This is a genomic window from Burkholderia sp. MR1-5-21, from assembly GCF_053427715.1.
The window spans coordinates 1-24,041 of record NZ_JBSAXD010000030.1; the positions used below are offsets into that span (position 1 = coordinate 1).

At 61.4% G+C, this 24,041-nt stretch carries 22 protein-coding genes, 1 tRNA gene and 3 pseudogenes; 13 read left to right on the forward strand and 13 right to left on the reverse strand.

Going from position 1 to position 24,041, the window contains the following annotated elements; genetic code table 11:
- Window positions 1–31 precede the first annotated feature (31 nt).
- Window positions 32–122, forward strand: a tRNA-Leu gene (locus tag ACV229_RS31255).
- A gap of 236 nt (window positions 123–358) precedes the next feature.
- On the opposite strand, the pseudogene ACV229_RS31260 reads toward ACV229_RS31255, so the two are convergent.
- Window positions 359–1,101 (reverse strand): annotated as a pseudogene (locus ACV229_RS31260) (type IV toxin-antitoxin system AbiEi family antitoxin domain-containing protein).
- A gap of 382 nt (window positions 1,102–1,483) precedes the next feature.
- Between ACV229_RS31260 and ACV229_RS31265 the strand changes: the two are divergent.
- Window positions 1,484–3,241, forward strand: coding sequence for an EAL domain-containing protein (locus ACV229_RS31265; RefSeq protein WP_448086952.1), 1,758 nt, complete (start codon window positions 1,484–1,486; stop codon window positions 3,239–3,241).
- Window positions 3,242–3,715: 474 nt separating this feature from the next.
- On the opposite strand, the gene ACV229_RS31270 is transcribed toward ACV229_RS31265, so the two are convergent.
- On the reverse strand, window positions 3,716–5,119 hold the full coding sequence (locus ACV229_RS31270; protein ID WP_448086953.1) for a sensor domain-containing diguanylate cyclase: 1,404 nt from the start codon (window positions 5,117–5,119) through the stop codon (window positions 3,716–3,718).
- Window positions 5,120–5,623: 504 nt separating this feature from the next.
- On the opposite strand from ACV229_RS31270, the gene ACV229_RS31275 reads away from it, so the two are divergent.
- The 7 genes from ACV229_RS31275 to ACV229_RS31305 all read left to right on the forward strand — a co-directional run bounded on the left by ACV229_RS31275 (window position 5,624) and on the right by ACV229_RS31305 (window position 8,179).
- Entirely contained in the window at window positions 5,624–5,995 is a 372-nt protein-coding gene (locus ACV229_RS31275) for a hypothetical protein (protein ID WP_448086954.1), read from the forward strand.
- Window positions 5,992–6,207 (forward strand): tyrosine-type recombinase/integrase, encoded by a 216-nt coding sequence (locus tag ACV229_RS31280; RefSeq protein WP_448086955.1) that lies wholly within the window; start codon window positions 5,992–5,994, stop codon window positions 6,205–6,207. Before ACV229_RS31275 ends, ACV229_RS31280 begins: the two co-directional genes overlap by 4 nt.
- A gap of 104 nt (window positions 6,208–6,311) precedes the next feature.
- Window positions 6,312–6,557, forward strand: a complete 246-nt coding sequence (locus ACV229_RS31285; protein ID WP_174383011.1) for an AbrB/MazE/SpoVT family DNA-binding domain-containing protein — start codon at window positions 6,312–6,314, stop codon at window positions 6,555–6,557.
- Window positions 6,554–6,952, forward strand: a complete 399-nt coding sequence (locus tag ACV229_RS31290) for a PIN domain-containing protein (protein WP_448086956.1) — start codon at window positions 6,554–6,556, stop codon at window positions 6,950–6,952. The genes ACV229_RS31285 and ACV229_RS31290 overlap by 4 nt, the downstream gene beginning before the upstream one ends.
- A 32-nt stretch (window positions 6,953–6,984) precedes the next feature.
- Entirely contained in the window at window positions 6,985–7,209 is a 225-nt protein-coding gene (locus tag ACV229_RS31295) for a hypothetical protein (RefSeq protein ID WP_448086957.1), read from the forward strand.
- 12 nt (window positions 7,210–7,221) lie between these two features.
- The gene (locus tag ACV229_RS31300; RefSeq protein ID WP_448086958.1) at window positions 7,222–7,425 is read left to right on the forward strand and encodes a hypothetical protein; all 204 of its coding nucleotides are present in this window, start codon (window positions 7,222–7,224) and stop codon (window positions 7,423–7,425) included.
- Window positions 7,426–7,711: 286 nt separating this feature from the next.
- Complete coding sequence (locus tag ACV229_RS31305; protein ID WP_448086959.1) at window positions 7,712–8,179, forward strand: hypothetical protein; 468 nt, start codon at window positions 7,712–7,714, stop codon at window positions 8,177–8,179.
- Window positions 8,180–8,284: 105 nt separating this feature from the next.
- Here ACV229_RS31305 and ACV229_RS31310 read toward each other — a convergent pair whose 3' ends face one another.
- From ACV229_RS31310 to hmpA, 3 genes are all read right to left on the reverse strand, one after another.
- Window positions 8,285–8,443 carry a hypothetical protein gene (locus ACV229_RS31310; RefSeq protein WP_448086960.1) on the reverse strand — a complete coding sequence of 53 codons (159 nt, stop codon included), beginning with the start codon at window positions 8,441–8,443 and terminating at the stop codon, window positions 8,285–8,287.
- A 129-nt stretch (window positions 8,444–8,572) separates the two neighbouring features.
- Window positions 8,573–8,770, reverse strand: a complete 198-nt coding sequence (locus tag ACV229_RS31315; RefSeq protein ID WP_448086961.1) for a hypothetical protein — start codon at window positions 8,768–8,770, stop codon at window positions 8,573–8,575.
- A 1,014-nt stretch (window positions 8,771–9,784) separates the two neighbouring features.
- The gene (hmpA, locus tag ACV229_RS31320) at window positions 9,785–10,996 is read right to left on the reverse strand and encodes an NO-inducible flavohemoprotein (protein ID WP_448086962.1); all 1,212 of its coding nucleotides are present in this window, start codon (window positions 10,994–10,996) and stop codon (window positions 9,785–9,787) included.
- Between the two features lie 497 nt (window positions 10,997–11,493).
- Here hmpA and ACV229_RS31325 point away from each other — a divergent pair, with 497 nt between their 5' ends.
- On the forward strand, window positions 11,494–11,733 hold the full coding sequence (locus ACV229_RS31325) for a hypothetical protein (RefSeq protein WP_448086963.1): 240 nt from the start codon (window positions 11,494–11,496) through the stop codon (window positions 11,731–11,733).
- 264 nt (window positions 11,734–11,997) lie between these two features.
- On the opposite strand, the pseudogene ACV229_RS31330 reads toward ACV229_RS31325, so the two are convergent.
- The 4 genes and pseudogenes from ACV229_RS31330 to ACV229_RS31345 all read right to left on the reverse strand — a co-directional run.
- A pseudogene (locus tag ACV229_RS31330) lies at window positions 11,998–12,161 on the reverse strand (transposase); the annotation flags it as partial.
- 80 nt (window positions 12,162–12,241) lie between these two features.
- Window positions 12,242–12,694: a hypothetical protein gene (locus ACV229_RS31335; RefSeq protein WP_448086964.1), complete on the reverse strand. Its 453-nt coding sequence runs from the start codon at window positions 12,692–12,694 to the stop codon at window positions 12,242–12,244.
- 186 nt (window positions 12,695–12,880) lie between these two features.
- Window positions 12,881–13,897 (reverse strand): annotated as a pseudogene (locus tag ACV229_RS31340) (glucokinase); the annotation flags it as partial.
- Window positions 13,878–14,036 carry a hypothetical protein gene (locus tag ACV229_RS31345; protein WP_448086965.1) on the reverse strand — a complete coding sequence of 53 codons (159 nt, stop codon included), beginning with the start codon at window positions 14,034–14,036 and terminating at the stop codon, window positions 13,878–13,880. The gene ACV229_RS31345 and the pseudogene ACV229_RS31340, both read right to left, overlap by 20 nt.
- Window positions 14,037–14,550: 514 nt before the next feature.
- Between ACV229_RS31345 and ACV229_RS31350 the strand changes: the two genes are divergently transcribed.
- The 3 genes from ACV229_RS31350 to fucP all read left to right on the forward strand — a co-directional run bounded on the left by ACV229_RS31350 (window position 14,551) and on the right by fucP (window position 19,109).
- Window positions 14,551–16,188, forward strand: coding sequence for an NADP-dependent glyceraldehyde-3-phosphate dehydrogenase (locus tag ACV229_RS31350; RefSeq protein ID WP_448086966.1), 1,638 nt, complete (start codon window positions 14,551–14,553; stop codon window positions 16,186–16,188).
- 11 nt (window positions 16,189–16,199) lie between these two features.
- Entirely contained in the window at window positions 16,200–17,618 is a 1,419-nt protein-coding gene (gene pyk, locus ACV229_RS31355) for a pyruvate kinase (protein ID WP_448086967.1), read from the forward strand.
- Between the two features lie 195 nt (window positions 17,619–17,813).
- Window positions 17,814–19,109 (forward strand): L-fucose:H+ symporter permease, encoded by a 1,296-nt coding sequence (gene fucP, locus ACV229_RS31360; RefSeq protein WP_448087041.1) that lies wholly within the window; start codon window positions 17,814–17,816, stop codon window positions 19,107–19,109.
- Between the two features lie 13 nt (window positions 19,110–19,122).
- Here fucP and ACV229_RS31365 read toward each other — a convergent pair whose 3' ends face one another.
- From ACV229_RS31365 to ACV229_RS31380, 4 genes are all read right to left on the reverse strand, one after another.
- Window positions 19,123–19,377, reverse strand: coding sequence for a hypothetical protein (locus tag ACV229_RS31365; RefSeq protein ID WP_448086968.1), 255 nt, complete (start codon window positions 19,375–19,377; stop codon window positions 19,123–19,125).
- A gap of 476 nt (window positions 19,378–19,853) precedes the next feature.
- On the reverse strand, window positions 19,854–20,237 hold the full coding sequence (locus tag ACV229_RS31370) for a hypothetical protein (protein WP_448086969.1): 384 nt from the start codon (window positions 20,235–20,237) through the stop codon (window positions 19,854–19,856).
- A gap of 449 nt (window positions 20,238–20,686) precedes the next feature.
- Window positions 20,687–21,928, reverse strand: a complete 1,242-nt coding sequence (locus ACV229_RS31375) for an adenylate/guanylate cyclase domain-containing protein (protein ID WP_448086970.1) — start codon at window positions 21,926–21,928, stop codon at window positions 20,687–20,689.
- Between the two features lie 1,132 nt (window positions 21,929–23,060).
- Window positions 23,061–24,017: a SphA family protein gene (locus ACV229_RS31380; protein WP_448086971.1), complete on the reverse strand. Its 957-nt coding sequence runs from the start codon at window positions 24,015–24,017 to the stop codon at window positions 23,061–23,063.
- Between the last annotated feature and the right edge of the window lie 24 nt (window positions 24,018–24,041).

Below are 24,041 nucleotides of genomic sequence, written 5' to 3' on the forward strand. Positions count from 1 at the left end.
CGGTTCAAGTCCGGCCAGGCCCACCAGTCGAACCCGGATGGTGAAAGCGGTAGACGCAGGGGACTCAAAATCCGCCGCGCTCTGACCGGTGCGTACCGGTTCAAGTCCGGCTCCGGGTACCAGACTCTCGCCGCGCCCAGCGCTCTCCCTAACGACCATCTCAGCAGTGCGCGGGATACCCCGTCGATATCAATGGACAGTTGCGGCAAGGGCTACAAAATGCGGTCGTTGGCCGTGCACCTTTGACCGCCGAGCGGGGTATGTGAAATGCGTCTGGGCGGTCACCAGCACTGAGGGAACGACAGCAACATATCGGTCGTTTGTTGGCACAGGCGCAACTGCTGAAGTAACCCGTTCGTCAGGCTTTCAGGTTGAGTCGGGGGCCGCCCTTGCGGCTGCTTGTCCAGCGCCTGCCGCCCCCGAGCCGGTCGACATGTCGTTGCAGATTGCGGCCCCAAGGAAATCCACTGGCCTTACCCAGGTCACGCACCAGCTTGACCACTTTTACGCGCGTACAGCGCGACAGCGGTCCGTCGAGCACCTCCGGGCGGAGATCGGGCAGCGATGACGCGATATGGATGGCTTCCTCCAGCGGCTGCCCCTTCTCGCGCCGCTTGCCTACGTCACTCGCGAGCTCGAGCAGGGCGCGCTCGGGCTCGGAAACAAGAATCGACGGATCGAGATTGGGGCGTGTCGACAGCCCCGTTCCTGGCGACAGACTCATATCGAACAAGCGCGTCGTCTGCAGCGTATAGGGCATGTGTTCGTCTACCCAGTCAGGCATGACATACGGACGGTCGGCCCAAAGAACGACGCGCTCTCGAAAATTCAGGTTGTGGCGCACACCGTGCCAGTCCAGGGCCGTCTTGCCGCCAACATGCAGTCCGTGAACCCGTCGGCTCAGATAAGCCAGGATCCGTCACGCGTGGGCGCGTCGCCCGTCAACAGATAAGCCCCTTTCGACAGGCGTTGCAACCACCCGGCATTGACCAGATACGTGGTCAGTTGGGCGCTCACGCCGCTGTCGCGCAGCATCTGGGGATCAAGCGGCTCTCCGCGTCGAGCGTCTTCCATGACGCGCTGGAGTGTCTTGCTGGCCATTCCGTCACGAAATCCGCGTGCATCTTGCGTCTATCAAGATAATCATTGATTTATCTGGCGCCGTCCTTGGTACAACGGGACCATGAATCGAGAAGAAAAGCCTCCGCGCGACAGCTGAACTGTCCGCTCGATGCGCGACGCACAAGATAAAGCCGTCGGCCCATGGTGCGGCAGCGTTGTAGAGCCGACGCAGTCGCATCGTATCGGGTGCCGATGCGTTGCGCACCGGCTAAATCACTTATGATCTCGGGATCCGGCGAGCGGGCCTAACCTTGCTGTCGGACGAGAACTATCGCGACTTGCCGCACGGCCAATCATTGCCGGCCCGCCTTTCCTTGTCATCGCAGAGCGATGACCGAAGCCTAATCCGATGAACGAAAAAATGTCACCCGGTAATCCGGTCGACGCGTGGCCCCCACGTGGCAATTCGAGCGGCGGACCGCGTTTGTCCGAAGCACCGGCGCGTGCGTTGCGTTTCGAACAGGCGGCGTTGCAGGCTGCGCATCCGATGTTTCTCTGTGACGCCGACGGGATGCTGAGCTGGGTCAATCGCGCGTTCGAAGCGCTGACCGGCCATCCGGCCACAATGCACGTCGGTCGCTCGACGATTCAGGCGCTCCTGGCCTCACCGGGCGGTGTGTCCTGTAATACGCCTGTCGCGCAACTGAATGGCAGTCGTTGGTTTGTAAGCGGGCGTTTGGACGCATTGCGGCTCGTGCGGGTCGATATATCGCAGCTTAATGGGGCACCTGCACCGGATGCCGCCACGAGTGCGGCTGAAGATCGCACCTATCACGCGCACGCAATGGACGAATTCGTCGGTCTCCTGGTCGAATGCGCGCACGAACCGCTGTCGGACTACCAACGCTGGTACGCGTCGCATTTCGACGATTCGATGCAATTGCCGAACCGCCGACTGTTCGCCGAGCGGCTCGACCTGCGTATTACGCGTGCGCGTGCTGTTCGTGAACGTTTCAGCGTCGTGATGTTCGCGCTGTCCGGGCTTGAAACAATCCGCAATGTGCTTGGGCAGCCGGGCGTTGAAATGGTCGCACAGGTGATCGGCGAACGATTGCGGTCGCGCATCCCCCGCGCGCATGCACTCGCGAGTATCGGCGAAGGGAAATTCGCGCTGCTCAGCGACGAGGCATCGGAGGAATTGATTGACAAGGTCGTTTCGCACGCGTGCGAGCCGGTCGAGTTCGTCGGTGCGCATCTTCGCGTGGCCGCTCACGCGGGCATCGCGACGTATCCCGACAACGGCGAAGATGTCGACACACTGATGCGCCGTACAGATGTCGCGCTGTCGTCTGCACGCGACGCGGGGGCGAACGGCGTCGTGCATTTCTCCAGCGCGCTTGACGTGCGGGCCGCGCGGCGATTCGAGTTGGAGTCGATGCTCGCCCGCGCACTCGAGCGACAGCAGTGCTGGCTGACGTACCAGCCCCAGGTGACGCTCGAGACCGGCGACATCGCGCAAGTCGAGGCCCTGATGCGCTGGAAACTTCCGTCTCACGGCGAGATCAGCCCAGCCGAATTCATTCCGATCGCGGAACAGAGCGGAATGATCGACACGATCGGTGAATGGGTAATCCGCACCGCGTGTCAGGAATTCGGCAAGCTGCGTCGCGTCGTCCCGCATCTGCCGCGCGTGTGCGTGAATGTATCGCCGCAGCAGTTCGAGCGTGGCAATCTCCTCGAGATCATCCAGGCCGCGCTGGATCGCAGCGGGCTCGCGCCTCAGTGCCTCGAGATCGAGATCACCGAAGGCGTGCTGTTCACCGATACGCAACGCGCACTGCGAACGATTCGCGCGATCCGCGAACTTGGCGTCGAGGTCGCGGTCGACGATTTCGGGACCGGGTATTCGAGCCTGTCCTATCTGACCCGCTTCCCGGTCAACCGGGTCAAGATCGATCGCTCGTTTGTCGCGGGGCTGCCTGACGACGCGGGAAGTTCGGAACTCGTTGGCGCGATCATCGCAATGGCGCATGCACTGAAGATGCGCGTGACCGCCGAGGGTGTCGAAACAGTCGAACAGGCCGACCGATTGCGCGAACTTGGATGCGACGAAGCGCAGGGCTTCTGGTACGCGCGGCCGCATACGATCGCGGCACTCACGACCTTGCTGGCAAGCTGAACGAACCTATCAATCCGTTGCATCGACCGGTTGAATCCGCAACGCAAGCGTGACGGTTGGTCTCGATCGATGATTGCTGTGTCGCCGCCGCGATGTTCGTGCCGCCGACGCGTGCCTCGCAAAGCACCCGAAGTGCTGGATGCTGCGGATGTGATATTCGTATTGCGATCCGGCCACCTTGATCCGTTCCACGTGGAAGCATTCTGCTTTGCGATTTGGAAATGTGGCACATCGCTCCGTAGGTAGATGCCCGAGCTTCGAATCGTTACCAGCCGGGCGAATCGAGCCAACATGCGAGACGGCACGAAATCGAAGGGTCCTGCAGCCCTTCGTCCGCACGAATACGAATGCGCCCACGCGGCTGTCGCTGACGCCGCAACCCGGTTCGCTGATTCATGCATCGCGACCGTCTCGCGGAAATGCCGCGCCTTGATCTTCCGCCGGAGCCGACGGTCGGCAGGAAGCCTCACGTCGCTATGTCGCGACGACACAGTTGCGCCCCTGATGCTTCGCCCGGTACATGCGCTCGTCCGCCGCGCGCAGAATTGCATCTATGGTTTCGCCATCACGGCCGAACTCCGATACGCCGACGCTTACGGTGATTGCGATCGGATTGCCCGCGCCTGTTTCGAACGGCTCCCCGGCGATCGCCGCGCGCAGACGCTCGCCGATCAATAGCGCGGTATCGAGTGCCGCCCGTGGCAGCAGCACCATAAATTCTTCGCCACCGACCCGGGCGACACCTTCATACGGTCGGATCGCGTCGAGGCAAGTCTTGACGAAACGCTGCAAGACCCGGTCGCCCGCCTGATGTCCGTAGCTGTCGTTGATTGTCTTGAAGTGGTCGAGATCGAGCGCGAGCAGCGAGAACGGTGCGCCATTGCGTTTTGCGCGGGCAATTTCAGCTTCGACACTATCGATGAATTGCCGCCGGTTCGCCGCGCCGGTGAGCGGGTCCGTCGCGGCCATATGTTCGAGCTTTTCGTTGGTCCGCTGCAGCTCGTGCAGGGCTCGTTCGGTGCGGGCCATCGCTTCGCTTAACCGCGCCAGCAGTTCTTCCTGACTGTAGATCTTCGAGAAGGAGCGCGTGGTGTGAAACGCCTGCACGACACCGTAACTGAGCAGGAAAAATCCGCTCGCAAAAATGACGTGCGCGAGCCACCACATATGATTCCATGGCCGCCCGAGGATGAAGGCGAGTGACGAGAGCGCAAACGATGTGACCGAGATACCGTAAAGGGTCATCAGCGGCGAGCGAATACGGCGCGCGACGAGCGCGATTACGTTGATCGTCGAAAGCACCAGCGCACCGCCCTCCATCGACAGTCGCACCCACAAGTTGCCAGCAGACGGCGAATAGGCGATCAGGGCGACTGCTACGTCGATCATCACGAACAGCGCGATCCAAGTCATCCAGGTGCGGTGATCGACGCGCGTCATCACGCTATCGGCGGAGCGACTATAGGAGAGCTGCCCGATGAGAAGCAGGATTGACATGGTCAGGCGCGAGGCCGGTCCATAAAGCAGGAACAGCCAGATATTGTGATGCGCCATGCCGGTAAACATGCCGTGCAATACATAGATCAGCGAAAAACCCAGAAAGCCCAGCGTAAGCCAGCGCAGCAAAGGTTCCCCCGATGAGCGATAGCAACGCCAGCATACGTAGGTAACGAACACCCCTTCGAGGGTGGCGGCAGCGATCGCCAATTCGTGAAACGCATGATTCTCGAATTTCAGCGACGGGTCCTGGAAGAAATACAGGTACACGATGAGATATGCCGGCACCAGCGCAAAGGCCGCCAACAGCAGTTTGGCGTAAGCCTTGGTGGCAAGCTGGATGGTGGTGGGAGCCTCGCTGCCGACAATATTGTTGTTCATCGTCTCCTCCGGGTTCTTCGGGTGGCCCTAGTATAGGTGGGGCGGACGCAAAATTCCCGTGTTTTGCCATGCCGCGTTGACAACCACGCAAGCCTGGTCGACGAATCGCTCGGCAGTAGCAGGCCAACGATCCGATGATCGACGGCGACAGGTCCAAGATCGCATCGCTGTTTCTTGTTCACGACACGGGAAGCGACCGAGTGTATCGGCGACGAACGCCTCAGCATCAAGAGCGAGTGGCTCGCGAACGCCGTCACGCACGACTATGACGATGAGCCGGTTGTGGCTTGGCAGTGTGCTCGGCCGGATCGTTAACCACAGGCGCAGCGCACGAGTCGCGGCGACGGGGCGCAATACAAAATTCGACGGCAGACTTGGCGTCCATCATCCTCGCCGTGCAGGTAGATGGCGCACGTCTCGATTGAGGCATGACGTAGGTTTTCCGGATGCAGCGGATATCGACGCCGGCGGCGGCTTGTCGCAAGTCGACACCCGGAGCGCGACGTGCTCGTCCTGCCACTCGGCTTCGCCTGCGGCATGCGCGTGACCGAGATTGCTCAGCTCGAAGTCGCCGATGTGCTCCAGCGGTCCGGCCGTCTTCGGGAGGAGGTCAGCCTACGCGGTTCGATCTGCAAGGGCTCGAAGGAGCGTTGCGTCTATCGGAGCCATACCAAGACTGTCGTGGCATTGGAGCGCTGCATCAAATTGCGCTGGGACCGCGGCAAGGCCACAGCGCTCGACCGGAGCAAGTGGCGTGGGTTGATGCCCAATGTGGCCGTTGATCCTGACGCACAAGGGCTCAGTGTGAAGCGGCGCGTGAACTACCACGACGAAACGGTCGAGTATCTGGCGCTGACAGCCTCCAGGACGACGTGACTTGCCTCTTATGCGCGACCGGGCTTGGGGGGGGCTACGGTTCACATTCAGGCCGTCGAACATTCGCTTCGAGGCTTCTTGCTCGTGGCCATTCCATTGAGGCCGTACAGTTGCTTGTGGGACATGTCGACGTTGATCACGTCTCGCCCTATTTGGACGTGTCCGAACGCGAACAGCGGGAAGCTGTCGCCGCGATTGATCTCGGCGAGTGATGCCCGTCAATCTGCGCGGCCTTTGGCCGTGCGGTACGTCAGCGGTTTCGCCCTTGCTTTTCGATATTCCTTACCATAAAGTAAGGAATATCGGAGGTGTCACCATGACGGCAGCAACTATCACGTCGAAGGGGCAGGTCACGATCCCCGTGGACGTGCGCAATCAGCTTGGCTTGGAGTCGGGAGACCGGATCGAATTCAGCTTCAACGAGGCGACCGGCCGGTATGAGATCTATCCGGCCACGCGCTCGCTCGCGTCGCTCAAGGGCATCGTGAAGAAGCCCGCTAAACCGGTGTCGGTCGAAGACATGAATCGGGCCATCGCCGAGCAGGGGGCATCTGCGCGATGATCGGACTGGATACGAACGTGTTGGTCCGCTACTTCGCCCAGGACGACGCCGTTCAGTCGAAGAAGGCGACGGCGCTGATGGAGTCCCTATCAGCCGAGCGGCCGGGGTACGTTTCGCAGGTCGCACTGGTCGAGGTGGTGTGGGTACTCGGGCGCTGCTATGGCGTCGAGCGCGAGCAGATGAAGGACATCATCGAATCGATGATCGGCACCAAGGAGTTGGTCGTTGAAGGTGCGGACACGGTGCGAAAGGCACTTCGCGTTTTCGCGGCATCTCCAAAGCCGTATTTCGCGGACTGCCTGATCGAGCGCTCCGGGCATGTAGCCGGATGCGAGTACACGGCTACTTTCGACGTGACGGCTGCGAAAGTCGCCGGGATGCAGTTGATCAAGTAATCACGGCACAAGCCGATAATGTGGGAAACGGGATGGAGAGCAAACAGAGCGGCGGCATGCTGGTCGACGGCGAGTACGTCGCAACGTGCCGGGAGCGCACCATACTCGGAGCAACTGCAAATGGGCACGATGCCGTGTTCCCCAAAGCGACGATGACCGTAAAGGACGGGTGGGCAACGTTCAGCCGTGACGGGGTAGAGGTGTGGAACTGCAACGCTCGCTATGCCGCCGCCCACTTCGACGTTCAACCCGCATAGGACATTCCGCCGATGAGTCACCTCGTTCAGATTGCGCCGGGCGTGTTGTTCTCGTCCGATGTACTTAGCCCCGAGTGGGGCCGTGAGTATCGACGGGACGAAGGGACTGTGGAGATCGTTCCGAATACGAAGCCTGCAAGGCGGCCGGGCAGTGCTGCAGAGGAAAGTAACCGCGACTTCCGCGAGAGCATCGGCGGACAGATGTCGTTGTTGTAGAGGAAAACGCCGGCTAGCGTTGGCGCAAAGGAATAGCACGATGGAGCGAATGGCGGTGTCCGCGTGCTACGAGGCAGTGAAACTGGGAAAGGCCGTCACGGGCCGCGTCGACTTCATTGCGCGGGTGGCAGATCCGACGAAGGGATACGACCTGACCACGCGAGCGCAGCGTGCAGTAGCACGCCGGCTACGAGTGAGTCCGGCTGACGTCAAGATCGTCGGCGTAATGTCGAGTTGACGCAAGGGAAAAGCGGACCGGACACCGTCGACGAGGGGGAGGCATCGAGTGGACTACTATCAAGGGATCGTCACTGACTATCTGAGAGCCGACCGCGCGATGTTCCTGAATATGGAATGCTGCATACAGCTAGATGCGGGAAGTAACCCCGATGCATCGCCAGGTCGGCACTGGTACTGTGACGTGGTCGCCGTCAATCTGAGGGATGAGGCCATCTTCCTTTGCGAGATCACGTACTCGTCGACTCTCGAAGCGCTCATAAAGAGGTTGAATTCTTGGCATACGCATTGGAACCATCTATGCGCCGCTCTCGTCAGGGATCTCCATGTTTCAGCGAGCTGGCCAGTGCGTCCATGGGTGTTCATTCCTGACGAGCGGCGAGACCTTTTCGCACAAAAGCTCGCGCCGCTGGGCCTTGGTAATTCGCCGAGTGTTGGCATGCCACAACCCAAAGTAACATCGCTCGAGGAAGTGGTCCCGTGGAAATATCGGTCGTGGAATCACATCCCGAATTGAGACAAACAACGGAAAACGGGTCGTGGGCGATCCGCTGACACCGTGAATGAAGTTGAAGCGGACGCTGTCCGGAACCGGCTTATGGTGAAGTCGTCCGTCATCTGGTCAATGGCGGGACCGGGTCCAGCGGCACCAGTCATGGTGATCCAAATGCCGCAGCAACTCTGCACGACGATGTTCGCGAAGATAATGCCTTGTCACACCAGTTGTCGCGATCAACAGCACGACCGTTCCGATCACAATCCCAATCCACGATTCGATCATTGCAGCCTCCTTCGTCACAACCAGTGAGCGTTCGCTGGCGGTTGCCTTCGAGGCGGGAATGGCTTGTCAGACAAGGCGGAGTCCATTCCCTCCATACGCACTGTACACGCGGACAGACTGCGGGGCTAGCTAACGAACACGCGCTACAGCTTTCAGGATGGCGTGGCCCTCGGGTGTGATACAAGGTCGTCCGTGACCGGACGCCACCCGTTCAAAGATCACCAGATGTTGTTCCAAGAGTGTGTGAATCTCATCGCGATTCGTTTCGATTTGATCCGGCGCGTCGTTGACCAGCATCAACGTGGTGAATTCATGCGGACTTAGCATGCGTGTCTCCTTACGTGGAAGTAGCCTCGGTTCATGATTACGGTTGGCACTGGAACAGATGTCCAGCGCCGTAACTACAGCATCGACGGCGAGTGACTTACTGCTTTGCGGCATGGAACTCGGGTGCTGCTGCCAGTCTTTTGGCCGACTTCGTGTCAGCGAAGACTGAGATAGCAAGAGTGGGACATTCGGCCTGCTGTTAGTGCGGCGAAATTGAGATGTAATATCTGATCAAACTGGCGAATTGCGGAATGGGAGGAAGTATTCTAGCGTCGTCAACTCAGCATGCAAGATGGTCCTTTATCGGGGTATGCCCGCATATTTTCTGGACGGGTCAATCGATTGCCTGGGACGCCTTGCGGCGGACGGCAAACGTCCCTTCGCAACGGAATGTCAGGCGATGATGGTTGCGTCCGGCATCGGACGGCAGATCATAGATGACAGGTCGCGCCGCGAACTTATCTTGACCAGTGGGGCGCGACAGTCAGTCTGGAAACGATGAAGATCGTGAAGTCCCTGCCACGTCTGGACATTCAGCAGCCAGGACCGACCGACTGTAGGACTGTTGATGGAACTGAAGGACAAACCGGATGCAATGATTGCGTGATTGGCGGGCAACGGTCAGCGTCTAAGGTGGATGCGGACTGTTGCCGTCAGCCGAGTGCAACGCGCGATTAGTGATCCTGAGTGAACCATTGGCGACTACCCGCCCTAGCCGACGCTGGATCAGCGCCGCCATCGGTGAGTTGTTGCACGGCATCAACGAAAAAGCCCGCACAAGGCGGGCAAAAGGCATCTAGGCGAGGACTACCTAAATGCGGCACGTAATGAGGCTACGCGCTCTAATCTTCGCCCTGCAGCCGGGTTTCCCCGGTGTATCGCCGATAGGTACTGCCGCCAGTTCGATCAAATCAGGCAGCCTTTTCGCCAATCGCGTGATCGCCGTAGATCGTATCAGCTGGGAAGCGTTACTGGCAGTTAGTTCGTCCCCGAATGCTTCCCACCGACTTCCTGTTATTCGGCGAACAGATCAGGGCCGAACACTTCGTAGTGGATACGCGCTTCGCGGATGCCCAAATCCTTCAGGGCGTCGTGCTGCATCCGCATGAACGGGATCGGCCCGCAGATGTAGTAGTCGGCGTCAGGCAACAGAATCGCATCCTTGATCGACTTGGCATCGACAAGCCCTGCATAGTCGTAGTCCCGGCCTACGACATCCTGCGGCAGCGGATCGTCATAGAACACCACCAGATCGAAATTGGCATACGTCTTGGCGGCTTCGCGCAGGCGGTCACGCATGGCGTGTACCCCACTGTTGCGAGCACCATGTACGAACACGACCTGACGTTGCGGGTCTTGTATCGCCCGCTTCAGCATGCTGACCATGGGCGTTAGCCCCACGCCACCGCTGATGAGGACGATGGGCGTCGTGGCGTTCACGTCGATATGGAACGTACCATACGGCGCAGCCAATTTGACTTCGTCACCCACACTGACGTGATCGTGTAGCAAGCACGAAACATAGCCCGCTGGCTGCGTACCGCCGCCTTCCCGCTTCACAGAGATGCGGTAGCTGCGCCCATTCGGCATGTCGGACAGGCTGTACTGCCGAATCTGCTGCAACCCCAAGGCTGGCACATCGATCGCAACGCTGATGTACTGCCCCGGTTCGAAGTTCTCGACGGGGCCGCCGTCCGAAGGTTCAAGGATGAACGACGTAATGACGCTGCTTTCGGGCCGCTTCTCGCGCACGACAAAGGTGCGCCAGCCTGTCCAGCCGCCTAGCTTTGAAGCAGATTGCTCATACAAGTCGCTTTCCATCCCCATCAGGACATCGGCGAGATTCCCATAGGCTTGCGCCCATGCGGAAATGATCTCGTCGGTTGCTGCGGCACCCAAGACTTCCTTGATAGCAGCCAGAAGGTTCTCGCCGACGACAGGGTAGTGCTCCGGTCGGACACCGAGACTCGCATGCTTGTTGGCAATGTTCTTCAGCACGGCCATCAGGCTGCCGGGGTCTTCGATGTTCTCGGCGTATGCGTAGACCGCACGTGCCAGCGCCTGTTGCTGCTGGCCCTGTTCCTGATGGGCCATGTTGAACACGTTCTTCAGTTCAGGATGGGCTTCGAACAAACGCTTGTAGAAGCACTTGATGATGTCGTAACCGTGTTCGGCCAGAACCGGTGCGGTCGCCTTCACGATGTCTTTCGTTTTCTGGGTCAGCATGGCCTTTCTCCTAACGCGGGCGTGGGGGTTGCCAAATCGGGAAGGCTAGACGGTGGCCCTACCTCGTCGCCTTGATCAAGGTCAAGTCTAGGTGAGACGTTCTTGACGGGACAACGCGCAGCAGTTGTTGAAGGCTTGAACGACGGCACTCGAAGTCGTTTACGCTGAATCACTTCATTGCCTCGCCATTGCGACTTTCCCCAGTAGGGGACGTAGGCCGATGCTCGTAGACTGGTCCTAAGTCGGAACGAACGTACCCAAAGGCGGCCATCGATACCGGGCCGCAACCCCACTTCTGCTTCGTTCCGACGCCCGTCTCACCAACCCGCCTCGGCGGGTTTCTTGTTTGCGCTTTCGAATGTTGAGTGGCCCAGAAATACAGGCCGTTCGCCACCATTCAGTCGATCGCCAGATGGCGCAAAACGCGACAGTGAAGGTCAGATGATTACTGTCCCGGCAATGCTTTCCTGAACGACCATCTTGCAACGGTATACGGGATGGAGAGCAAACAGAGCGGCAGCATGCTGGTCGACGGCGAGTACATTGCAACGTGCCGGGAGCGCACCATCCTCGGCGCAACTGCAGATGGGCACGGTGCCGTGTTCCCCAGAGCGACGGTGACCGTGAAGGACGGGTGGGCAACGTTCACCCGCGACGGGGTCGAGGTGTGGAACTGCAACGCTCGCTACGCCGCCGCCCACTTCGACGTTCAACCGCATAGGACATTTCGCCGATGAGTCAGCTCGTTCAGATTGCGCCGGGCGTGTTGTTCTCGTCCAATGTACTTGGCCCCGGGTAGGGCCGCGAGTATCGAGGGGACCAAGGAACTGCGGAGGTAGGCCGGAACACGGAGTCTGCAAGGCGACCGAGCAGTGCTATAGAGGAAGGCGACCGCGACACTCGCGAGAGCATCGGCGGACAGATGTCATTGTTGCAGACGAAAACAGGGAAAGGCCGAGAGAGTGGAATTGTATTAGCCGGGATCGATCTCGACGCCATCTACGCGGGATGCGTGCCGCCCCCAGGTCACCGAAATGCAGTCGCCAGCTGTAGGTCGTCTGCTCGCTGATTCCGTGCTACTTCGCGACCTCGGCAACTGGCGCCTTGTCCACCTCGGGCAAGTTCATGACCATCTCTGCTTGTCGGCAAACCGACTCATCGTCATGACATCCATTCCTCCGTTGGAAACGATTGTTTGATCAACGGTCACTCGATTTCCGAGGTGACATTTGGCTCACAAGCGCCTCAACGTGAAAATGCCGCAGCATGAGGATCCTGTCCGCGCAGCTTGTCCGGTATTTCGATTCGGAGCAAACGGTCGAGTTTGGCGGTGCATTGCAAGTAACGTCGACGACGAACCGAGCCCATTTGGCCATCGTAAATTCGGACGACCTCCTGCATTAAACAGACTGCGTCATCGCCGAGGCGCCAATCATCCGTTGCAAAGGCGTGCTCGGCCGCAGCCTCCAATGCGCCTTCCGCCTTGCAATACAGTTCGTATGCCGCGTCTCCATACCCGTCCTGCCAAAGCAGGTATGAAAGATAGGTCATGCGGATAAGCTGGTAGAGCTGATGCCGATTCCCCTGACCCGCGCGGCACACCGCGAAGGCCAGATGTGCTGCGAGCGACGCATCCCTGACGTACGCCATCGGCAAGGGGAGCAGCATTGCCTTTTGAGATAGCTTGCGGTTATGCATCGTTTCGTGGGCGTGCCTTTGTCGAACTGGACGACGCGGTCTTGAATGCGTCAGTACTCCAACGTTTACGCGCGGGCAATACGGCCCGTGTAACCGTCGGCACGTGAGCACTCGTGGCCACGATGGATCGATCGGGTTGTTCCTTGCGGTACAGCGAAGTCAAAGCGGCAATGCCTTGCCGGGACGCCCGCGCGGTTCGCTCGACAGGTGTTCTGCGAGGATCGCCGAAACGCCGAGGAACGCCGGATAGTCCGCGGTGATGACGTAGGTCGGCACGTTCGCGAGATAGGCGTCGAAACGCCCCTTGGCTTCGAAGCGCCGGCGAAACGACGAGCGGGTGAACAGCTCGCCCAGGCGCGGCACCACGCCGCCGCCGATATAGATGCCGCCGTGCGAGCCGAGCGTCATCGCGAGATTGCCTGAGAAACTGCCGAGAATGCCGCAGAAGCATTCGATGGTTTCGGCCGCGAGTGCCTCGCCCTCGTGCGCGCGCTTGACGATCTCGGCGGTGTCGAGGCTCGCGGGCAGCTCCTTCTTTTCGCGCGCGGTGAGCGCACCATGGATCAGTTCGATGCCGGGGCCCGCGCACACGCGCTCGAACGACACGTGCGGCGACTTCGTGCGCGCAAACTGCAGCACGAGATCCTCGCGCTCGTCCTGCGGCGAGAAACTCGCATGGCCGCCTTCGCTGCCAAGGGCGATCCAGCGGTTGTCAGCGGGAATCAGCCCCGAGACGCCGAGGCCCGTGCCCGGCCCGAGCAGGCCGATCACGCTGTTCTCGCGGGGCTGGCCGCCGCCCACCTGGCTGCGCTGCGCGTCGGTCAAACCCGGCAGCGCCATGGCAAGCGCGGAAAAGTCGTTCACGACCAGGAGCGTGTCGAAGCCGAGCGCACGGCGCGTGGCCTCGATCGAGAAGGTCCAGTCGTGATTGGTCATGCGCACCTGATCCCCGTCGACCGGGTTTGCAATGGCGATGGCCGCGTGCTTCACGCGGCCGACCTTCGCGTCCTTCAGATACTGCCGGATGACCTCCGCGACACCCGGATAGCCGGCGCACGGATACACGCGAACCTGGCCGATCTCGCCGGCGCCCGACTCCAGGGCAAAGCGCGCGTTGGTTCCCCCGATGTCGGCGAGCATTCTCGGTCCGTCGGCGTGCTGGCTCTCGCCAGGGGCAAATTTGTTAGGTGCACCTGTAGACATAGAGTCTCACTTCCTTGTCGTTCGCCAGCTTCGAGATGGCACTGCTCTGGTCAGCCGCGGCGGCCTGCTGCTGCACGTGGAGCTTGTGCTGGCGAGCGATCAGCAGGATCAGGCTCTCCGCCTGGGGCCGCGCCTGCATCGGAGGCGCGCCTGCGCCGCACCGAAAAGTGCGGTGATACCGCCGGAATCGCCAGGCATCTGTCGCTGCCGCCCGAGGCAATGTAGTTAGGCAAAAATTGTAATTGACACTGTTGTGTAGTTTAACTACAGTCGAGCGCAATGAATAGTACCTGGAGACGAAAAGGCGAAGCGATGTCGATGCAGAAAGGGCTGATCCAGTTCGCCGACAAGAGCGCTACGGGGCCTTTCCGGAACAGCGCGAGGTCTCGGCGAAGCGCATGGACAAAATCCGGCACCTCGCAATGACGCAATGAATGCGGGGACGCCAGTGCACTGGTTTCATCTGCCGAATCTGCGTTGGCGTTTCTCGCCGGCTTCAATCCCTCGTTGCAGCACTTCGCGCGCAGGCGCCATGCCCACATGCTCTGCTCCGATCGACTTCGGCGCTGCCGGCAAAGCGCCTTACAGCCGTGCGCCTTGAACGCCTCGACTCAACACGCTGCATACCTGTCCCCACTGCCTTCGGAGACCTCATGACGACCGATCACGATTCGCGACTCGCCCAGCATTTCCCAACCCTCGACGAGATACCGGCGGAACACCGTCTGACCGCCCCCGTTCACCAGCGCGGTTTCTTGATTGGCGGGGAGCTGCTCACATGGGACGGCCCCTGCAAAACCGTGCTGTCGCCGGTCTGCACACGCGACCCGGTGACGGGCGACGTGAGCCAGCTCGAGATCGGCAGCTACCCGCTCATGCACGAGGCGCAGAGCGACGCCGCGCTGAATGCCGCCGTCGCTGCGTACGACAACGGCCGAGGCGAATGGCCGACGATGACGGTCGCTGGCCGCATCGCCTGCATGCAAACGTTCGTGAAAGGCATGGCCGAGCGCCGGCAGTCGATCGTCAACCTTCTCATGTGGGAAATCGGCAAAAGCCTCGCCGACTCGCGCAAGGAGTTCGATCGCACCATCGAGTACATTCAGGCCACGATCGAAGCGCTGAAGGACATGGACAACGGCCATTCGCGATTCATGGTGGTCGAGGGAACCATTGGCCAGGTCCGCCGCACGCCGCTGGGCGTCGTGTTGTGCATGGGGCCGTACAACTATCCGCTCAACGAGACGTTCTGCACCCTGATCCCGGCGCTGCTCATGGGCAATACCGTGGTCCTCAAGCCGCCACAATATGGCACGTTGCTGTTCGAGCCGCTGCTCGAAGTGTTTCGGGATGCGTTTCCGCCCGGCGTGGTCAACACCATTTATGCACCGGGTCAACTGGTGGTGCCGCGCATGCTGGCCTCGGGCAACGTCAACGTGCTGGCACTGATCGGATCGAGCCGCGTTGCGGACCATCTGAAAAAGCAGCATCCGAAATCGCACCGCCTGCGCGCCGTGTTGGGCCTCGATGCGAAGAACGCGGCCATCGTGCTGCCCGATGCCGACCTGGATCTGGCCGCCAGGGAATGCCTGCTCGGCGCACTGTCGTTCAACGGACAACGCTGCACGGCCCTCAAGATGCTGATCGTGCACAGCAGTGTCATCGATGCATTCCTCGAGCGATTCACGGCTGAATTGGCCCGGCTCAAAACGGGCATGCCCTGGGAAGCCGGCGTGCACATCACGCCTCTGCCGGGGCCGCATCGCACCGCCTACATGACGGAAGCGATCGAAGACGCCGTGGCAAAGGGGGCGCGCGTCGTCAACGAGGGCGGCGGTGCGTTCTGCAGCACGCTGTTCAACCCGGCTGTCGTCTATCCCGTGCGCGAGGGGATGAAGCTGTACCGGGAGGAGCAGTTCGGTCCGGTCGTCCCGGTCATGCGCTTCGACGAGGTGGACGAGGCACTCGACTACGTGATCACCTCGGATCACGGGCAACAGGTGAGCATCTTCGGAAACGACGCCTCGCAGATCGGCACGCTGGTGGATCCGCTGGTCAACCAGGTCTGCCGCGTGAACATCAACTGCCAGTGCCAGCGCGGGCCGGACGTGTTCCCGTTTGCCGGGCGCAAGGATTCGGCCGAGGGCACGCTGTCGGTCAGCGATGCGCTGCGCGCGTTCTCGATCCGCTCGATGGTCGCGACCCGGCAGACCGAGCCGAACATGGCGTTGCTCAACACCATCGTGCGCGAACATCAATCGAAGTTCATCAACACAGACTTCATCTTTTAAGCGGAGTGAACATGACGCATCGCAAACGCAATGCCCGGATCGTCGCGACACTGGGGCCATCGAGTTCGGACCTGGCCACGGTGCGCGCTCTGTTCGACGCCGGGGCCGATGTGTTCCGGCTCAACTTCAGTCACGGGACGCACGCCCAGCACCAGGAACGGCTCGAGATCATCCGCCGCGTCGAGCGGGACACCGGGCGGCCGATCGCCGTGCTGCTCGATCTGCAGGGCCCGAAGCTGCGCATCGGCACGCTCGCCGACGGCCCGGTCACGCTAAACGCCGGTGCCGCGTTTCGCCTTGATCTGGACTCCACGCCGGGCGACGCCACACGCGCACCGCTGCTCCACCCGGAGATCTTTGCCGCACTCGAGACCGGTACCGAATTGCTGGTCGACGATGGCAAGGTGCGTCTCAAGGTGCTGAGCTTCGGGCCGGACTTCGCCGAGACGCAGGTGATCACCGGCGGCACGATATCGGATCGCAAGGGTGTGAACGTGCCCTCGGTACTGCTGCCCATCCCGGCCATGACCCCCAAGGACCGTGCCGACCTCGAGTTCGGGCTGACGCTGGGCGTCGATTGGGTCGCGCTGTCGTTCGTGCAAAGGCCGGAGGATGTGCTCGAGGTGAAGGCGATCGTCCAGGGGCGCGCCGCCGTGCTGGCCAAACTGGAGAAGCCGGCGGCCATCGACTCGCTCGACGCGATCGTCGATGCGGCCGACGCGATCATGGTTGCGCGCGGCGACCTGGGGGTCGAACTGCCGGCCGAGCAGGTGCCGCGGATCCAGAAACAGATCGTCAGGGCCTGCCGGGCGGCTGGCAAGCCTGTCGTCGTTGCCACGCAGATGCTCGAATCGATGATTGCCGCGCCGGTGCCGACTCGCGCGGAAGCCTCGGACGTGGCCAATGCGGTGTACGACGGCGCAGACGCCGTGATGCTGTCGGCCGAGTCCGCGTCCGGCCAATACCCGCGCGAGGCTGTGGCCATGATGGACCGCATCATTGCAGAGGTAGAGTCCGATCCGGACTACCGCAGCGCGATCGACGCCGCTCATACGGCGCCGCAGGCCGCAGTCGCCGATGCGGTCTGCCTTGCTCTGCAGCAGACCGCGAACCTGCTGCCTGCCGCGGCGATCGTCACCTACACGCGATCCGGCTACACGAGCCTGCGCGCGGCGCGCGAGCGGCCGGTGGTGCCCGTGCTTGGCGTGACGCCGGAACTCGCCACCGCACGGCGCCTGGCGCTTGTTTGGGGCGTGCATCCGGTGCACGCCGACGAACGCGTCTCCGACGTGCCCGACATGGTGAACAAAGCCTGCGCGATCGCGCGACGTGAAGCCTTCGCGCACGCGGGCGACTTCGTCGTCATTGCCTCTGGCATGCCTTTCGGCGTGGCCGGCACGACCAACTTCCTGCACATTGCCAAGGTCTGACGCCGATCTGGCCTGGCTACTTTGACTTGCCCTGCGCGCGTAACGACAGAATCGCGCCAGGGCAATTTTGCAGCGCGTGGAAGGAAACGCAACGCTTGCGTGCGTCGCATTTGCCCTATGTGACGAACGCGACGCGTCGATTTCCGACGCGCTCATCAGATGATTCGAACCCGAGGAGACAACATTGTGGCAGACATGACTTTAGGAAGCGCACGACCTGGCGGCAACTCGCCAGCTGCGACGAGCTATACGACACCGCTGATCATCCTGACATCCCTGTTCTTCATGTGGGGATTCATCACCTCGCTCAATGACATCCTGATCCCTCATTTGCGAGCGGTATTCACGCTGAGTTATGTGCAGGCGATGTTGATTCAGTTCTGCTTCTTCGGCGCATACCTGATCATGTCGTTCCCGGCAGGCTTTCTGGTCGAACGGCTCGGATACAAGGCGGGCATTATCCTCGGCCTGTCGGCGGCGGGAACCGGCTGCCTTCTTTTCTATCCCGCGGCGGAACACGCGTCCTATCCGTTCTTTCTTGGCGCGCTGTTCGTGCTCGCCTCGGGTATCACGCTGCTGCAGGTGGCTGCCAATCCGTATGTGGCCATTCTCGGGACGCCGGAGCTGGCGTCGAGCCGCCTCAACCTGACCCAGGCCTTCAATTCGCTCGGCACCGCGCTTGCGCCGGTTTTTGGCTCGGTGTTGATTCTCTCGGTGGCGATCAAGGCAGCCGGGGAGTTGCAGAAATTGAATCCCGCGGAGTTCGCGGCCTATGGCGTCTCGCAAGCCAGCGCAGTGCAAATCCCGTACATCGGGCTCGCGATCGTCTTCTACCTGCTGGCCTTCGCGATTGCGATGTTGAAGCTGCCGGAGATCGACGCGCCCGAAGCGCCGGTCGAGGTGCCCGACGCCCGTAACACCCACCATGTCCGCAAGAACGTCTGGGCCCATCGCCACCTGGTGCTGGGTGCGGTCGGCATCTTCCTGTACGTGGGGGCCGAGGTCGCTATCGGGAGCTTTCTGGTGAACTTCATGGGCCAGCCGCAGATTGCGGGCCTGCAGCAGGAGGCAGCCGCGCGATACCTGTCGCTGTACTGGGGCGGAGCCATGGTGGGGCGCTTCCTCGGCTCTGCATTGCTGAGCAAGATCCGCCCCGGCTATTTGCTGGCCTTTAACGCTTTCGTCGTATCGGCGCTGCTCGTGATCGCAATACTGGCGTCGGGCACGATCGCGATGTGGGCTTTGCTCGCGATCGGCCTGTTCAATTCGATCATGTTCCCGACCATTTTCACGCTGGCGATCGAGGGGCTGGGCAAGCATACCGGCGAGGGCTCGGGAATCTTGTGCATGGCGATTGTCGGTGGCGCGATCGTCCCGCTCATCCAGGGCTTCATGGCCGACCACATTGGCGTACAGCTCTCGTTCTGCGTTCCAGTTGTGTGCTACCTGTACATCGCCTATTACGGACTGAAAGGGCATTATGCAGATTGAGGTCCGCTGACCATCAGGTGGGTAGCCCGCGTTCTCCGGCGGGCTTCATCGTCCACGCGCGCGGTGGCCCAGGACCGTTGCCGTGGTGGCAGGTGTCGAAGCCACCGATGCCGGCGGCGGTAGTCTGGATTTTCGGGGAGGCGGCCGCCGGAACCTTCAAACGCAGGGCTGCGGCATCTGTCGACGGCAACTCCAGTGCCATCGTCGCCGCGAGCGCCGCTTCGATGCGGTGCTGCGCGAACGGGTCCGCTGCGTCGATATTGCGCATGGCCGACGCACGTCTTTCCAGCCGACGTATTCCACAGCAGCATCTTGACCTCCCAGCCGTTTGAACTGGCCCAGGTTGCAAAACCGCGGCACAGCGAGTGGCTGCTGTAGCCGTCAAGTGCAGGCACGCCCGTCGCTTCAAACAGGGCGCGCAGGAGCGGCACAAAGCTGCCGGCGTGCAAACCGTCGTTTCGCAGATACCCCCAGCGGTCGATCCCCCGAAATACCGGGCCTTCGGTCAGGTCGGGCACTGCCATCCACGCCTCATAGGCCGCGCCCGGACACAGCCGCGAAAGCGACGGCGCCTTGAAGGTGGTGCCGAACAACATGCGGTCGCCCTTCGTGCGCGGCAAGAACAGCGTCATGCCGCGAGGCCGGCCTCGATCGTGATGTGTTCGACGCGCAAGCGGCACAACTCGTCGGAGCGAAAGCCGCGCCAGAAACCGAGCAGCACCAGCGCCCGGTTGCGCCGGTGAGTCAAGCGCAGGCGCGCATCTGCCTGGATCTGCACGTCGAGCCAGCCCGCGAGGCGCTCGAGCCGTTCGAGTTGCAGGGGGCGGGCGCGCGCCTCCATCGCGGGATACGCACCGCGATGCCCCTCAACACTTTGCGGACATGCGGGCTCTTTGTCGGGTCAGGGAAGCCTTGCGTTTGGTGCCATTGCGCGAGCGCCGCCAGCCGGGTGCGCAGCGTGTTGATCGACAACGACGCGACATGGTCGGCCAGATATTGCGCGACCGCATCGGCACTCGCCGGCAGGAAGCCGCGCCACTCACGTTCGAAATGCCGGATCGCCGACTGGTAGCTGCGCCGGGTGTTGTCGCGCGTGGCCGCTTCGACGTAGCGATCGATGGTGGACATGGTGGGTGAGGGCAATCGGGGAGTCACGGTGGAACACGGTGATAGGCATCTGTAGACGAGAGCGCCCAAAAGTTTGGGGGGCACTCAACAAGGGCCGCGTGTGCTTCCTGCGGCGGTGCTGGTTTCTTATAGAGTGGCCTGATCAGTCTCGCAATACTCGGAGCCAAGCCATGCAATTGATCATTGAAGCAAGGTAGGTCGACTGCGAGAGTGACTCGGTCGAGGAGGGCGACGGAGTTCTGGCCGTCATTGAGCGCCCTGACCTTAGCCTTACGGAATTGGGTCTGACTCTCGCGGAAGGGCGGTCGTGACCCTAACCGAATCGTTCCGCTTCGAGCCCACGTTGGTGGCGCTTGCCAGTCGCCTTCTCGCATTGCTTGGCGAAAGGTGATGGCGGATAGCGGCCACCACCGTGTTGGAAACCCGATTCGCCTTCGGCGGTACAGGCATCATCCAGACGGAGCACGATCCCGGCCAGACAGGAACCACGTATGTAGCTGACCGATCCCCTTCGCCTCAATGGTGCCGCGCTCTTCAAATCGGAATGGCGCGCCGAGCCTGCGCCGAGTGGCATCCGTCACCTGCACACGTCCCGCCACGCCGTGGGATTCCATCCGACTAGCGGTGTTGACCGCGTCGCCCCACAAATCGTAGATGAACTTGTGCTTGCCGATCACGCCGGCCACCACCGCGCCGCTGTTGATGCCGATGCGCATCTGCAGGTTGTAGCCGCGGCGTTGATTGAAGCGCTCCAACGCGTCGATCATGTCCAGCGCCATATGCGCCGTGCGCGCAGCGTGATCTGCCGCCGGCTCCGGCAGTCCCGCTGCCGCCATGTAAGCATCGCCGATGGTCTTGATCTTCTCGAGTCCACGCTGGTCAGCGATGGTGTCGAATTCAGTGAAGATTTCATTGAGCACGCCCACCAGTTGCTCAGGGCTCATGCCTGCCGAAAACCGGGTGAATGCTACGATGTCCGCGAATAACACCGTCACCTCCGGAAAACTGTCGGCGATGACTTCCGGGATGCTGTCGGCGATCAACTCGGGACGTGCCTTCAGGCGTTCGGCGATCGGATAGGGCAGCAAATTGAGCAGTAGCCGCTCCGACACTTTCTGCTCAGCGACGATCTCATCGTAGAGGCTCTGGAGTTCGTCGCGCTGGCGGCGAATCAACTCCCGGCTTGCCTGCAATTCCTCGTTCTTCTTTTCGATCTCGGCTTCGGCGCGCTTTTTCTCAGTAATATTGCGGCCTTCCGGTAGCAGGAACACGATCTTGCCGTTCTGATCCTTGATGGGTAGAAGCGAGAAATCGACGGTGATCGTCTCCTCGCCTGCTGCCTGACCGTAAACCTCGAAGTCGCAGCGAATGAACTCACCCTGGCCAGCGCGTCGGATCAGCTCCCGCAACAATGCCTGGGTCTGCGGCGCGATGACCCACCAGCGGGCCTCCCAGAACGGCTTTCCCTGAACGTCGTCCATCCGGATCCCAACCGCCTCGAGCGCTGCCCGGTTGATCTCCAGCATCATGCCGTTCACATCCAGCAAGCCCACGAACTGGTACATTTCGCCCACCATGATGCGGGCGAGCTTATCCCGCTGCGTCTGGCGATCGTCCGTCGCAGAGAGCACAACATCGCGCACGCGAAGCACCTGGTCGTCCGCAATCGGCTGGCCGTTGATGATCAGCATGATGCACCTCACTTAAGCAGCACGCTTTGGAGAAAATGATTGGTCGGCCTCCCAACGGCGTACAACGCCTGCCTCCATCCAAGCAAATCCGGGCCGTCAACGTCGATCGATCTGACTCTCAGATCGATCAAGGTTGGTGTTGTTTTCTTCGGTCAGGCCGCTTAGAAACGAGTGTAGCCCGGCCGTTATAGGTGGTCACCGCTGTGACGCACGGCGGGGCGTGGTCGTACTCTGCTCGATGATGGAGCGGCCGAACGGGACGTCGGCGCCGGTCACGGGATGCCGCCGCCGTTTGGCCGCCAACACCGAGATGAGTTCGCGCAATCGCTCCGCCTCGGGTGGGGCGGCCGACTAAGGGTCGACGCTTGCAAAGCGCAGGCGTGCCCACCGGTCACCTGCCGCACGCGCGCCATGAACGCCGCGCGCTCGAACATCCAAAAAGGGGTGCTGACGAACTCGGTCAGCCACCACTGCCACCATCGTGCGATAGTCGAGGGCGGTATGCGCCGTGGCTGGAGTTGACGCATCGTCGAGGCGGGACCCGCACTGGCGCGCACGGCGCTTATCACGACCATAATCCCGGCGACTGACACGCGCAGGCCGAAAAAGAGCACGGAGAACGGTGTGGTGCGATGACCGCACTCGTGGCGCAGCAAAAGCTGTAATGGAAGTCGTACTCGGCATGGGTTTCGCGCGGGAGCCCGCGCGGCATGCGTGGAACGCGGGCGCTTTGCAAGACGCCGCCGCACGGCAGCCTTGCAAGCGGGCCTGAAGCTGGGATTCCGGACTCTCACGTGGTCGCCGAGCCCAACCAAGCCTCGACGACTAACTCAAGTGCTGTGTGCTGCGTAATCAGGCCAGCGGTGCGTCGCGCACCTTCGTTCTCTCCGATGACCGGCGCGTCGCTGCCTACTGTGCGCTCTCGTTCGGTGCAGTCGGTGAGACGGCTGCTGCAAAATGGACGCGTCCGCCGCCCAATCAGTGACAATTTTTGCGCGTGGCGCAAAAAATGTATGCTGACCCGATAAAATCGATATATAGAATTATTTTGCATACGGCGGCGCGCATTGACGCCGATGGGGCTGGCCCAGGAAACCGGGCCAGCCAGAAGTGGAAAGATCCGGTTCGTGCGTCATTCGAAGTGGTGCACATAGCGCAACACCATACGCGTGCCTTGCGGCCGGTTGCGCGCATAGACCTCGAAGTACGCGTTGAACATCAGATGATCCTGCGGCGAGAAGCTGACCATCGCGCCGGGTCCGATTGCCCACACGGCTTCGCGCGTGCCTGGCACGTTCTGGCCGTTTTCCTTCATATCGGTGGTCTGGCGCAGCCAGTAGCCGTTGACACCCAAACGCAGACCGGGGCGAACCTCGTATTCCGTCGCGAAGTTCGCATGGATTGCCTGGCCCGCCTGGGTCGACGCCACGTCCGGGCCGAACGAAGTCGACGGACGATGGTTGGTCGCATTCCACAGATAGTGCAGGCGCCATGACATGGTCCACTTCGGCGTCAGCCAGAGGGTGGCCGCCCAGTACGGGTCGAACGACCAGAAATGGCTGCCTGGGTTGATGGCCCGTGTCGGATCGTATGCGCCTGTGGGCGCGATGAACTGAAATTCCACGCGTTGTGCAAAGCGCGGACCATGCGCGCCCATGACCGGATCGAACTGGATGAACGGGCCGATCAGCAGGTCGCCAAAACCGGCACGCGAATTCAGCGCTACGTTGCCGATCCCGTCGTCCGTATGCACGGACGCGACCCACGGCAGGATCACGTCGAGGCCCGGATGCAACCCCGCGAATGTCAGCGGCGACTGATAGACGAGCTGGCTCAATCCGGCGAACAGGTCGACATCCTGCTTCGGCAGGCCGATCTTGTTGCCCGCGTTGTCGTTGATGCGGCCGGCCGTGTAGTACTCAAGGTACTGTGTGCCGTACCAGCCGGAGTCGGCCGGCGGCATGCCATCGAGGAAGCTGGTCATGCCCAGGTTGACGCTTGGCAAATCGGCGGCCTCGGCTGGCGCCGTTCCGGCAATGCAAGACAGCACGAGGCCTGCAATGGCAAGCGGACGAAATCGGCGCTTCATTTGAACTACCTCCCGCACATTTAT

Excerpts from the sequence above, each read along its gene's own strand:
- pyk (WP_448086967.1), top strand. The coding sequence starts at position 16,200 with ATGACGCATCGCAAACGCAATGCCCGGATCGTCGCGACACTGGGGCCA.
- ACV229_RS31265 (WP_448086952.1), top strand. The coding sequence starts at position 1,484 with ATGTCACCCGGTAATCCGGTCGACGCGTGGCCCCCACGTGGCAATTCG.
- ACV229_RS31365 (WP_448086968.1), bottom strand. The coding sequence starts at position 19,377 with ATGCGCAATATCGACGCAGCGGACCCGTTCGCGCAGCACCGCATCGAA.
- ACV229_RS31285 (WP_174383011.1), top strand. The coding sequence starts at position 6,312 with ATGACGGCAGCAACTATCACGTCGAAGGGGCAGGTCACGATCCCCGTG.
- ACV229_RS31310 (WP_448086960.1), bottom strand. The coding sequence starts at position 8,443 with ATGATCGAATCGTGGATTGGGATTGTGATCGGAACGGTCGTGCTGTTG.
- ACV229_RS31300 (WP_448086958.1), top strand. The coding sequence starts at position 7,222 with ATGAGTCACCTCGTTCAGATTGCGCCGGGCGTGTTGTTCTCGTCCGAT.
- ACV229_RS31335 (WP_448086964.1), bottom strand. The coding sequence starts at position 12,694 with ATGCATAACCGCAAGCTATCTCAAAAGGCAATGCTGCTCCCCTTGCCG.
- ACV229_RS31350 (WP_448086966.1), top strand. The coding sequence starts at position 14,551 with ATGACGACCGATCACGATTCGCGACTCGCCCAGCATTTCCCAACCCTC.
- fucP (WP_448087041.1), top strand. The coding sequence starts at position 17,814 with ATGACTTTAGGAAGCGCACGACCTGGCGGCAACTCGCCAGCTGCGACG.
- ACV229_RS31345 (WP_448086965.1), bottom strand. The coding sequence starts at position 14,036 with ATGCAGGCGCGGCCCCAGGCGGAGAGCCTGATCCTGCTGATCGCTCGC.
- hmpA (WP_448086962.1), bottom strand. The coding sequence starts at position 10,996 with ATGCTGACCCAGAAAACGAAAGACATCGTGAAGGCGACCGCACCGGTT.
- ACV229_RS31375 (WP_448086970.1), bottom strand. The coding sequence starts at position 21,928 with ATGCTGATCATCAACGGCCAGCCGATTGCGGACGACCAGGTGCTTCGC.
- ACV229_RS31370 (WP_448086969.1), bottom strand. The coding sequence starts at position 20,237 with ATGTCCACCATCGATCGCTACGTCGAAGCGGCCACGCGCGACAACACC.
- ACV229_RS31380 (WP_448086971.1), bottom strand. The coding sequence starts at position 24,017 with ATGAAGCGCCGATTTCGTCCGCTTGCCATTGCAGGCCTCGTGCTGTCT.
- ACV229_RS31295 (WP_448086957.1), top strand. The coding sequence starts at position 6,985 with ATGGAGAGCAAACAGAGCGGCGGCATGCTGGTCGACGGCGAGTACGTC.
- ACV229_RS31270 (WP_448086953.1), bottom strand. The coding sequence starts at position 5,119 with ATGAACAACAATATTGTCGGCAGCGAGGCTCCCACCACCATCCAGCTT.
- ACV229_RS31315 (WP_448086961.1), bottom strand. The coding sequence starts at position 8,770 with ATGCTAAGTCCGCATGAATTCACCACGTTGATGCTGGTCAACGACGCG.
- ACV229_RS31290 (WP_448086956.1), top strand. The coding sequence starts at position 6,554 with ATGATCGGACTGGATACGAACGTGTTGGTCCGCTACTTCGCCCAGGAC.
- ACV229_RS31325 (WP_448086963.1), top strand. The coding sequence starts at position 11,494 with ATGGAGAGCAAACAGAGCGGCAGCATGCTGGTCGACGGCGAGTACATT.